The sequence below is a fragment of the Desulfomicrobium macestii genome (assembly GCF_014873765.1).
GTDB lineage: Bacteria > Desulfobacterota > Desulfovibrionia > Desulfovibrionales > Desulfomicrobiaceae > Desulfomicrobium > Desulfomicrobium macestii.
This window is the reverse complement of the sequence record NZ_JADBGG010000042.1, coordinates 18,623-27,933: the sequence shown is the minus strand read 5'-3', so window position 1 is coordinate 27,933 and position 9,311 is coordinate 18,623. Positions and strand designations below refer to the sequence as shown.

At 60.8% G+C, this 9,311-nt stretch carries 9 protein-coding genes and 2 tRNA genes; 7 read left to right on the top strand and 4 right to left on the bottom strand.

All coding sequences use genetic code 11. From position 1 onward, the window contains the following. Nucleotides 1-83: 83 nt before the first annotated feature. Together H4684_RS18440 and H4684_RS18435 are read right to left on the bottom strand one after the other, a co-directional pair. A tRNA-Cys gene (locus H4684_RS18440) sits at nucleotides 84-150 on the bottom strand. A gap of 11 nt (nucleotides 151-161) precedes the next feature. Then, a tRNA-Gly gene (locus tag H4684_RS18435) sits at nucleotides 162-236 on the bottom strand. 449 nt (nucleotides 237-685) lie between these two features. On the opposite strand from H4684_RS18435, the gene dksA reads away from it, so the two are divergent. The 3 genes from dksA to moaA all read left to right on the top strand — a co-directional run bounded on the left by dksA (nucleotide 686) and on the right by moaA (nucleotide 3,671). After that, the gene (dksA, locus tag H4684_RS18430; RefSeq protein WP_092193488.1) at nucleotides 686-1,048 is read left to right on the top strand and encodes an RNA polymerase-binding protein DksA; all 363 of its coding nucleotides are present in this window, start codon (nucleotides 686-688) and stop codon (nucleotides 1,046-1,048) included. A gap of 71 nt (nucleotides 1,049-1,119) precedes the next feature. Then, nucleotides 1,120-2,616 carry an NFACT RNA binding domain-containing protein gene (locus tag H4684_RS18425; protein WP_192624864.1) on the top strand — a complete coding sequence of 499 codons (1,497 nt, stop codon included), beginning with the start codon at nucleotides 1,120-1,122 and terminating at the stop codon, nucleotides 2,614-2,616. A 62-nt stretch (nucleotides 2,617-2,678) separates the two neighbouring features. Next, entirely contained in the window at nucleotides 2,679-3,671 is a 993-nt protein-coding gene (moaA, locus tag H4684_RS18420) for a GTP 3',8-cyclase MoaA (protein ID WP_192624863.1), read from the top strand. Nucleotides 3,672-3,844: 173 nt separating this feature from the next. Here moaA and H4684_RS18415 read toward each other — a convergent pair whose 3' ends face one another. Further along, nucleotides 3,845-4,126 (bottom strand): hypothetical protein, encoded by a 282-nt coding sequence (locus H4684_RS18415; RefSeq protein WP_143075684.1) that lies wholly within the window; start codon nucleotides 4,124-4,126, stop codon nucleotides 3,845-3,847. A gap of 259 nt (nucleotides 4,127-4,385) precedes the next feature. Between H4684_RS18415 and H4684_RS18410 the strand changes: the two genes are divergently transcribed. Continuing rightward, a complete protein-coding gene (locus H4684_RS18410) occupies nucleotides 4,386-5,429 on the top strand; it encodes a PhoH family protein (protein ID WP_092193482.1) in 1,044 nt (347 codons plus the stop codon). Beyond that, nucleotides 5,429-5,872 carry an rRNA maturation RNase YbeY gene (ybeY, locus tag H4684_RS18405; protein WP_192624862.1) on the top strand — a complete coding sequence of 148 codons (444 nt, stop codon included), beginning with the start codon at nucleotides 5,429-5,431 and terminating at the stop codon, nucleotides 5,870-5,872. Before H4684_RS18410 ends, ybeY begins: the two co-directional genes overlap by 1 nt. Here the strand turns inward: ybeY and H4684_RS21200 are convergent. Then, on the bottom strand, nucleotides 5,847-7,514 hold the full coding sequence (locus H4684_RS21200) for a YcaO-like family protein (RefSeq protein ID WP_192624861.1): 1,668 nt from the start codon (nucleotides 7,512-7,514) through the stop codon (nucleotides 5,847-5,849). The two genes, ybeY and H4684_RS21200, sit on opposite strands and share 26 nt — an antisense overlap. Nucleotides 7,515-7,589: 75 nt before the next feature. On the opposite strand from H4684_RS21200, the gene H4684_RS18395 reads away from it, so the two are divergent. Both H4684_RS18395 and argF read left to right on the top strand, forming a co-directional pair. Next, nucleotides 7,590-8,210: a hypothetical protein gene (locus H4684_RS18395; RefSeq protein WP_192624860.1), complete on the top strand. Its 621-nt coding sequence runs from the start codon at nucleotides 7,590-7,592 to the stop codon at nucleotides 8,208-8,210. A 166-nt stretch (nucleotides 8,211-8,376) separates the two neighbouring features. Beyond that, the gene (argF, locus tag H4684_RS18390) at nucleotides 8,377-9,276 is read left to right on the top strand and encodes an ornithine carbamoyltransferase (RefSeq protein ID WP_407644776.1); all 900 of its coding nucleotides are present in this window, start codon (nucleotides 8,377-8,379) and stop codon (nucleotides 9,274-9,276) included. Nucleotides 9,277-9,311: the final 35 nt, after the last annotated feature.

The window sequence follows — 9,311 nt, the reverse complement described above, 5'->3', positions numbered from 1 at the left end:
CTGACCATGGCAGATTCCTCCGGGAGTTGTGGTTTGGTGGTACAACCCACATATGCCATGGTCTTTCTTTTTGCTGAAGATCCCGCACACTACCGATTTGAACTGGAGAATGGAGGTTTTGCAGACCTCTGCCTTACCACTTGGCTATGCCGCCATCGTTGTGGAGCGGGAAACGAGATTTGAACTCGCGACTTCAACCTTGGCAAGGTTGCACTCTACCACTGAGTTACTCCCGCTCAACGAGGAAACGTGTTTATAAAGGGCGGTGCTGGCTGTCAATTAAAAAAACAGATTTTTTTTCCTTTGCTCCGGACACACCGGTAAAAATGGCTGGGAATGTGTGCAGGCCCGGGGGGTGAAGAGGCGGAAATCAGGATCAAAACGGCAGGATGGCGATGTGGTACATGTACGGTCGCGACACAATTGGGATTTGGAGTCAGGGCATTTTTTCCGATATCGCGCTCCCAGATCCGCCCCGAAGACCCTCCGAAAAAATATTTTCAAGGAAGTACGGATTTCGGGTCTCGATAATCTTTCGATTTTATGCGATAAACAGCAGTCAACAGCAACGGGTCATGCGGAAGTGCCTTGGGGGAGGCTTGCCGGCGGTCAAGGGCTTTACTTTTTGCTTTTCAGTGAATAGAAACACTCTCCCTAAGTTAACAGGCGTGCAGGAGGAATTATCATGGAAGCCAAAGACCTTGAGTTCTTCAAAGAATATTTGACTCAGATGATTGACGATATCCAGCGGCAGGGTGAGGCGACCATCGAAGAAATGTCGGACAACGTGGAATACTATTCCGATCCTGCCGACAGAGCTTCCGCCGAGTCCGACAGGACGTTCACTCTGCGTTTGCGTGACCGGGACCGCAAGCTGATCAAGAAAATCAACGAAGCCTTGGACCGTATCGAAGATGGCACTTTCGGCGTTTGCGAGGATTGCGACGAGGAAATCGGGATTCCCCGCCTGAAAGCCCGTCCGATGACCACCTTGTGCATCGAATGCAAGAGCCGCAGGGAAGAGGAAGAGCGTTTGCGCGGTGACTAGGGCTGCGACCGGTTTAATGTTCATTGAAGCGCGTGCCGTTTGCGGGACGCGCTTTTTTTTAGGGTGAATCCATGGACGCCAGTGTTTTCTGTTTTGTGGCCAGGGAATTAGCCGAGCGCATCGTCGGCATGCGCGTGGAGAAGGTTTTTGCGCCTCTTCCCGAAACCTGGACCCTGGATCTTGGTCGGGCCGGGTATCTTGTGCTGTGTACGGCAAAACCCACGCCGTTTCTCTACCTGAGCCGCCACAAGCCCGAAAACCCCCATAACCCGGCAGGCCGCGCCATGTGGTTGCGCAAACGGCTCAAAGGACGTCGCGTCCTCGGGCTCGTTTCGGACTGGCCGCTTCGGCGGCTGGCCCTTGAGTTGTCGCCGGGCGAAGGCAAGTGGCTCGTCCTTGATTTGGCCGCGAATCCGCTGTTGACGGAAGCGTTGCCGCCCGGATTCGGAAGCGAGCCGGTCTGGCCGGAACTTGAGCGAATCAAAAGCGAGGAGGGGCTGTGGAGGGCGCTTCCTCATTTGACCCCTCCATTGCGCCATCATCTGCGTTCGGTTCCGTCGGCCGAAGCCGAGACCTTGCTGATGAACCTGAAGGCCGGCACCGTGTCCACTTTTTATCACGGCCTTGATCATCAGGACCGCCCCCAGGTCCGTCTATGGCCCCTGCGCGACGGAGGGGCCTGTTCCAGCGTTCTGGAGGCCGCGCAGATGGCCCACGGCCAGACACTGGCCGGGCTGGAGCGGGTTCATGCCGGTGCCGACAGCGCCGTGGCCCGCAACATTCGCCGCATCAGGCGCGCCCTTGAGCGGGTGCAGGATGATCACAAGCGTTTGCAGGGCATGGTCGAAAAGCGTCGCGAAGGGCTGCTGCTGCAGGCTCAGCTGCACCGTCTGGACAGGAATGTCCGCCTGGCCGTGTTGCGCCTTGAGGATGAAGAGGGCGGGGAGGTGGAAGTGCGTCTCGATCCTGGCCTGACGGTGCGCGAAAACATGGAACGTTTTTTTATGCGCGCCGCCAAGGGCGAGCGGGGGCTCGGCATTGTCGCCGCCCGTGTGCTGGCCCTCCAGCGGGAACTGGATGCTGCCCGTCAGGGTGTGCTGCCGGCCGAATCCGAGCCGGGGCGCGGCGCAAAAGCTCCCGTGCCTGTCGTGCTCCCCGCCAAGTACCGTAAGATCAAGGTCCAGGCTTACCGCTCCTCCGACGGGTTCCTCATTGTGCGCGGCCGCAGCGCCCAGGCCAATCATCAGCTTCTGACCCAGGCCGCCAGTCCTTTTGATTACTGGCTGCACGCCCAGGACGGCCCCGGCGCGCACGTCATCGTCAAGCGCGACTTCCCGGCCCAGGAAGTGCCCGAGCGGACCGTCCAGGAAGCGGCGGCCCTGGCGGCCCTGGCCAGTCATCTGAAAATGGCCGACCGGGGCGAGGTGCTTCTGTGCCTGGTCAAGGATGTGCGGCCCATAAAGGGCGCGGCCCTTGGAATGGTCGGGGTGGACAAGGTTTTGCGCACGGTGCGTCCGGCCATCGATCCCGCCCTGGAAGAAAACCTTCGTCTCGAAGGGCAACGCTGACTTTACATACTGCCTTGCCGGACATACTACTTACGGCCACAACATTTGCGCGAGGTATACCCATGTTGATCGATTCCCACGGCAGAAAAGTCAGTTACCTGAGGCTGAGCATCACGGACCGTTGCAATCTGCGTTGTCTGTATTGCAGGCCCCAGGATGAATGGACTTTCATACCGCACGAACAGATTCTGTCTTTCGAGGAGATGGCCGAGCTGGTGGACGTGGCCAGGCAGGCCGGGGTGGAGAAGGTCCGCCTGACCGGTGGTGAACCTTTCGCACGCAAGGATTTCATTCCTTTCGTTGGGCGTCTGCATGCCAAGTATCCCGACCTGGATCTGCGCATCACCACCAACGGGACCCTGCTCGCGGATCGCGTGGACGAATTGCGTGAGGCCGGTATCTCCTGCCTGAATGTTTCTCTTGATACCCTGCAGCGCAAAAAATTCGAGGAAATCACCAAGATCGACGCCTACGATCAGGTCCGGGCGGGCATCGACGCCTGTCTGAAGGGTGGCCTGCGGGTCAAGGTCAATGTCGTGGCCCTGAAGGGGCTCAACGATGATGAGCTGCCCGGATTCGTGGATTTCGCCCGCGACAACGGGGTGGACGTGCGCTTCATCGAGTTCATGCCCATCGGCTACCAGTCGCGCTGGAGCCGTGACAATTACTGGCCCGCCGAGGAGATCATCGCCGAAGTGGAGAAGCTGGTGCCGCTTGAGGAGGTGCTCGTAGCATCCCGCAACAGCGGCCCTGCGCGGATGTACGGTATTTCCGGCGGATCCGGGCGAATCGGGGTCATTTCGGCGGTCAGCAATCATTTCTGCGAGAGCTGCAACCGCTTTCGGGTCACCTCCGACGGCAAGCTGCGCACCTGCCTTTTTTCAGACCGGGAATATGACGTGCGGTCCATACTGCGCGATCCGGGGCATACCATGCAGGACATGCTCGACCTCTTTGCCCGGGCCAACGCGGAAAAGCCCCTGGGCTACCGCCTGCTGCAGGAGCGCGAGCACAATCAGGTCTGCGACAGGACCATGACGGCCATCGGCGGCTAGCAGACTGCGACAAAAAAACGGCAATCTGCTTCGCCGTCACGGAATATCCAGGCCCTCACGTATGCAGCGCTGCCCATGCGGGCGCACTTACGCTTCGGTCCTGGATTTTCCTTGTTCCGCGCGTCTCCCGGTTTTTTCGGCAGCCTGGCCGTTTGAAGCCTTTCAATGGGCGGCTAGGATTTTTTTCTGTGGACCAGGTCGTCCACGGCTTCGGGAGTGGACGGTATGGAGAGTGTGGGTTTGCCCTCTTCCAGGACGCGGTCGATATCCAGGGTCTCGATGACGATGTCGGACCCGAAGGCGTCTTCCTGCAGGGCCAGGTATGCGGTCTTGGAAAAGGCCCGGGATTTGGCCCACCAGGAGCTGCCCTTTTGTTCCCAGAAGCGCTGCCCGGAGCGGTAGGCATACATGCCCGAACAGGCCAAAAATGCGAGATTGGTCTTGATTGCGGTCACGAAAGCTTTCCTCACCATGCTTTTTGCTTCTTGAAAAGCAAGTTGCGTTTCCTGCCTGACGGCCGGCAGTTGGCTGGTTTCTTCTCTATTCTTTGTACTCATATTTTTACGGCCGCAGACGGGCCTGGAACTGATGCTTGGTGTTGCTGGAAATCCTCGATGTTCAAGTGTCAGCTTCTACGGGACTCCGGAGAGATTTGCAAATGGAGCCGCAGGCGGGTACGGATTTTTGAACAATTCACCCAGAGCATGGAATCATATGGAAATTCAGGAAATATCCTTTGAAAACGCGGACTTTGCTCGCGAAGTCTTTGGCCCCGGGAATGCCTATCTGGATACCGTGGCCACAATGACGGGCGTGCGCGTCGAGAGCCGGGGCAACGCGCTTTCGATCTTTGGCGAAGATCCGCTCATGGTCGGTCTGGTCTGCCGGTATTTCGCCCAGATTTATGATCTGGTGCGCGGAGGCCACCAGCTTTTCGAGCGCGACATAGAACAGAGTCTGCGCATCATGCTGCGCGATCCGTCCACCCCGCTCAAGAGCTATTACCAGGAAGCGCTTTTCGCGGTTTCATCCCGCAAGTCGGTCAGCCCCAAGACCGTGACCCAGCGCGAGTACCTGCACGCCATGCGTGAACTGGACCTGACCCTGGGCATCGGCCCGGCCGGGACCGGCAAGACCTATCTGGCCGTGGCCGTGGGCGTGTCCCTGTTTCTGCAGAAAAAGGTCAAGCGCCTGATCCTGACCCGACCGGCCGTGGAGGCGGGCGAAAAGCTCGGATTCCTGCCCGGCGACCTGGCGGAGAAGATAAACCCGTATCTGCGCCCGCTCTATGACGCGCTGCACGACATGCTCGACTACGCCAAGGTGCAGGAGATGATCGGCACCGGGGCCATCGAGATCGCGCCCCTGGCCTTCATGCGCGGCCGTACGCTGAACAACGCCTTCGTCATTCTCGACGAGGCCCAGAACACGTCCCCGGAGCAGATGAAGATGTTTCTGACCCGCCTGGGCTACGGATCGCGGGCCGTGGTCACCGGCGACATCACCCAGATCGACCTGCCCGGCCATATCGGGTCGGGCCTGGTGCAGGCCATGGATGTGCTGAAGGATGTGCAGGGCATCGCCATGGTTCATTTCACCGAGGCGGACGTCATCCGCCATCCGCTGGTGGGCCGCATTGTCCGCGCCTATGACCGGCATCGACAAACCATGCAGGCCACGCAGACGCGCGAAGGCGATGCGTCCGGACAGGCCGGGCGCGGCAAGGGCCGCCGGGTCACGCCGGTGCGGGAGGGCTGATGCTGCATCTGGATCAGGCCGTGCCGGTTGATCCCCGCTTCCCCCTGTCGGGGCCGGAGCTCATGGAGATTTTCGAGGGATTGGCCGCGACTTTTGGGCTCGATGAGTGGCAGATCTCCCTGCGCATTGTCGATGACCGGGAAATGGCCGAATTGAACGAGCGGTTCATGGGCTGCCTGGGGCCGACCAATGTGCTCAGCTTTCCCGGAGGCGAGGAAGACTGGTTGGGGGATCTGGTGCTGTCCGCCGAGACCCTGGCCCGGGAATCCTGGCTCTACAACCAGGACACCCACGAATACACCGTGCGTCTTTTGGCCCACGGCCTGCTGCATCTCATGGGCCATGACCACGGCCAGGAAATGGACGCGCTGACGGAGCTGGCCGTGGCCTCGGTCCGTCTCGATGCCGAAGAGTCCTTCAGGCGCCTCTTCCCTTCAGTCTGAGCACATCCCTCCACAGCCTTGGGCTTATGCGCGTGAAGCGGTCGAAATCCGAGACGATTTCAAGGCCCGGCACGATGGCGCGAAAGACCGGCAGGCGCAGTTCCCGCTTGGTCAGATCGGCATAGAGCGGCGAATGGCCCCGGGCATCCAGGATCGCTTCGAGCAGGGCCAGGTCGCCCGCTGCCGAACCCGTCGAATGATCCGGCAGGTCTTCGAGCGTGCGCACGGGCAGGCCGTCCGGCCCCTGCGCCGACGCCTCCCTGCCGGGAAAGGGGAACGGGGTCTCGGTCAGGGCCGAGAGCGCCGCCCGCATGCCCGAAAGGGATGCCCCCGTGGCCTTGACCAGCCCGCCTTCGCGCATCTGCGCGAAACATTTATAGCAGGGCACGCCAAGGTCCGTGGTCAGATCCTGAAAAACGGGGTCGATGCCCTGCGCACGATACTGCTCCAGCACTCGGTTTATCCCTTCATCCCCGCTTTGCACCCGGAAGCACCGCGCCGGGTCGAACACGCCGACCGCCTCGGCATCGCGCTCCACGACCTCAAGCAATCCGCTGACCTTGGCCTCTTCCGGGGTGTTTCCCGAGGCCAGGCCCGTGGAACCCAGCCCGCTGAAGAGGCGGATCTCGTCCAGGTTGGTGAACAGATATACGGATTGGACCGGAACGAACCGGGCTTGTCCGTTTCTGTCCCGGGCGGTCATCCAGTGCAGGGTCTGGCCCGCGTAGGGCACTTCAAGACGCTTGCTGTTCGGGTCAAGCGCCCTGTCGCCAAGTTCGCGGCAGGTGCCCACGCGAATTTCGCCTTCATCCCCGCTGCCCGAGATGCGCAGCCCCCGGATGTCGGCGAAGGAGCTGTAGCGTTCCACGATCTCCATGGCCAGGGAGGCCTGCGCGTCTTCAAGGCAAAGCCCCCGGCCGTAGCTGGTCATGAGTCCTTCCAGGCGGTGGTTGAAACGGCCGCTGCAAGTCGCGCGGTCCAGCTTCCAGCGGCGCAGCAGCCCCCATGGGGCCAGGGATGCGTGGTGGCGCATCTCCGGCCCGTCGAGGATGCCCAGTCCGTAGAGTCGTTCCATGGCCAGCGCGTATGTCTGCCGGGCCGGGCGTCTGGGACAGTGGGGCAGGGGATCAAGGGCGGACTTGAGCATGGCCGGGTCGGCCGCGTCAGAATCCGGAGCCGCCGTGAGCGGCAGGGCGCCCATGTCGCCGGGCAGGGGCTGGTGCTCGAAAATGTTTGCGGCCAGCAGCCGGCTTGCGCGGGCATGGAGATCATGGTCCGGCAGGGACACGCTCCTTAGAAATATCTGGGGTGTCAGTTCCGCCGCTGCCTTTGCCTGCGCACGCAACTGCGTCCAAAGATCCGCGTGGGTCGGAGTCAGGAGGACGGTTTCCAGGACAAGGCTCTTGACGACGGGATCGGCATCCGCGTGCAGGGCGCGCAGACTGTGCGCGTCGAGGGCGGCCAGGAGTTGGCGGACGTGGGCGCGCATGAACTCGTCGTTGGGCGCGCGGCGGACATGCTCCAGGCATTCTTCCAGAGTCAGGGATTGGGCGGGAGCGGGGCTGAAGTAGGCCACGCCGAGCAGGCTTTCCTGGTGGGTCAGGCGATAGCGCAAGGGGGCGGATTCGCGGGGGGTGGTCACGGTGTTCTCCTGCAGCGGTTTATGTTGCGCTTGGTATCTATCTTGCTTGAAAACGCCTGCCAAGGAGATGCTGTCATGAAATTTTGCATGCTGTTCGTGCTCTTGTGTTGCGGGTGCGCGTATTCACCGGTCGATGTGAGTCTGAGCGAAATCCGCTATCACGACGACGCCCCGGTTGTGTTGAGCGAGCTGGTCGAGGCGGTGACGCCCCGGTCCCTGCCCGAAACGGGCCTGCGGGCCCTGATTCTGCCTTTTGCCCTGCGTCAGGACATTGCCGTGCGCAAGGACGTGGGCAGGGAGATGGCGGACATCTTCCGGCTCGCGTGGCTTGCTCGCGGGGTCTTCGAGGTCATGGAATACGATTCTTCCAGGCCATGGCCGGGTATTGAGGAGGCCATGGCGCAGGCCAGAGCCAGGGGCGCCAATATTTTGGTCAGCGGCAACGTGTCCCAGTTTTTCGAGGGCTCGCGCACTGGACGGACCTCCATCGGCGCGACGGTCGAGATTCACTGGGTGCCGGACGGCGGGCTGATCTGGTCCGCGGCCCAGGCCGCCACCATGGAGAGTACGCCGGACAAGGACTTCGCCCTGTTCCGAAGCTCGCGTCGCTTGCCCGAAGACCCGACCTATGCGGTCATGCGGACCTTGTCCCGGAGCATGGCCGCGGGGTTTGCACGCCACGCCGCGCAAGAATAAGCCCATCCTCCCGCCCGTTACGAAAGCCAGTGCCCGCGCGCTGGCTTTTTTGCTTTATTCCGGGTTGTTACCATGCTCTTTACAAACCGGGGAGAAGGTCTGTAGAAATCATCTTTTTGCGAACATGGCGTAACACATAAACCGGCCCACCGGATGATCGGGTGATATCATGAAGCATTTTTTATCGATTAATAGTCTGATGGCCACCGAGGCCATGGATCTGGTGCTGCGGGCCAAGGAAATGAAGGACGGGGATTACCGTTCCGACCTGCTCGCGGGAAAGACTCTGGCCATGATTTTCGAGAAGGCCTCCACCCGTACGCGCGTATCTTTCGAGGTCGGCATCCGTCATCTGGGCGGCGATACGATCTTCATGACCCCCGCCGATTCCCAGCTGGGCCGCAGCGAACCCTTGAACGACACGGCCCGCGTGCTCTCCCGCTACGTGCAGGGCATGGTCGTGCGCACCTTTGCCCAGAAAAACGTCGAGGAGCTGGCCCGCCATGGTAGCATCCCCGTGGTCAACGCTTTGACGGACATGTTTCATCCCTGTCAGATCATGAGCGACATGCTCACCATTTACGAGCGGACCACGAACCTCAAGGACCTGGTCATCTCCTGGATCGGCGACGGAAACAACATGGCCAATTCCTGGATCAACGCCAGCGTATATTTCGGATTCCAGCTCAATATCGCCTGTCCCGAGGGATACACCCCGAACACGGCGGTGCTGGAACGAGCACTGAAAATGGGCGCCAAGGTCTACGTCACCGATGATCCGAAGGCGGCCATCGCCGGATCCCATTTCGTCAATACCGACGTGTGGGCCTCCATGGGGCAGGAAGCGGAGCAGAAGAAGCGCGAAAAAGCCTTTGCCGGATACCAGCTCGACGAAGAACTGCTCGCCCTGGCCGATCCGAATGCCAAGGTGCTGCACTGCCTGCCCGCCCACCGTGGCGAGGAGATCAGCGAGTCGGTCTTCGAAGGGCCTCAGTCCATCGTTTTTGATCAGGCCGAAAACCGTCTGCACATGCAGAAGGCCATCCTGGAATGGATATACAGCTAATGCGGCATTGCCGCCTCGCATAACGGAGCACTTTC

Bases quoted from the DNA above. Each gene is read 5' to 3' on its own strand.
- dksA (WP_092193488.1), top strand. From the start codon at position 686: ATGGAAGCCAAAGACCTTGAGTTCTTCAAAGAATATTTGACTCAGATG.
- H4684_RS18425 (WP_192624864.1), top strand. From the start codon at position 1,120: ATGGACGCCAGTGTTTTCTGTTTTGTGGCCAGGGAATTAGCCGAGCGC.
- moaA (WP_192624863.1), top strand. From the start codon at position 2,679: ATGTTGATCGATTCCCACGGCAGAAAAGTCAGTTACCTGAGGCTGAGC.
- H4684_RS18410 (WP_092193482.1), top strand. From the start codon at position 4,386: ATGGAAATTCAGGAAATATCCTTTGAAAACGCGGACTTTGCTCGCGAA.
- ybeY (WP_192624862.1), top strand. From the start codon at position 5,429: ATGCTGCATCTGGATCAGGCCGTGCCGGTTGATCCCCGCTTCCCCCTG.
- H4684_RS18395 (WP_192624860.1), top strand. From the start codon at position 7,590: ATGAAATTTTGCATGCTGTTCGTGCTCTTGTGTTGCGGGTGCGCGTAT.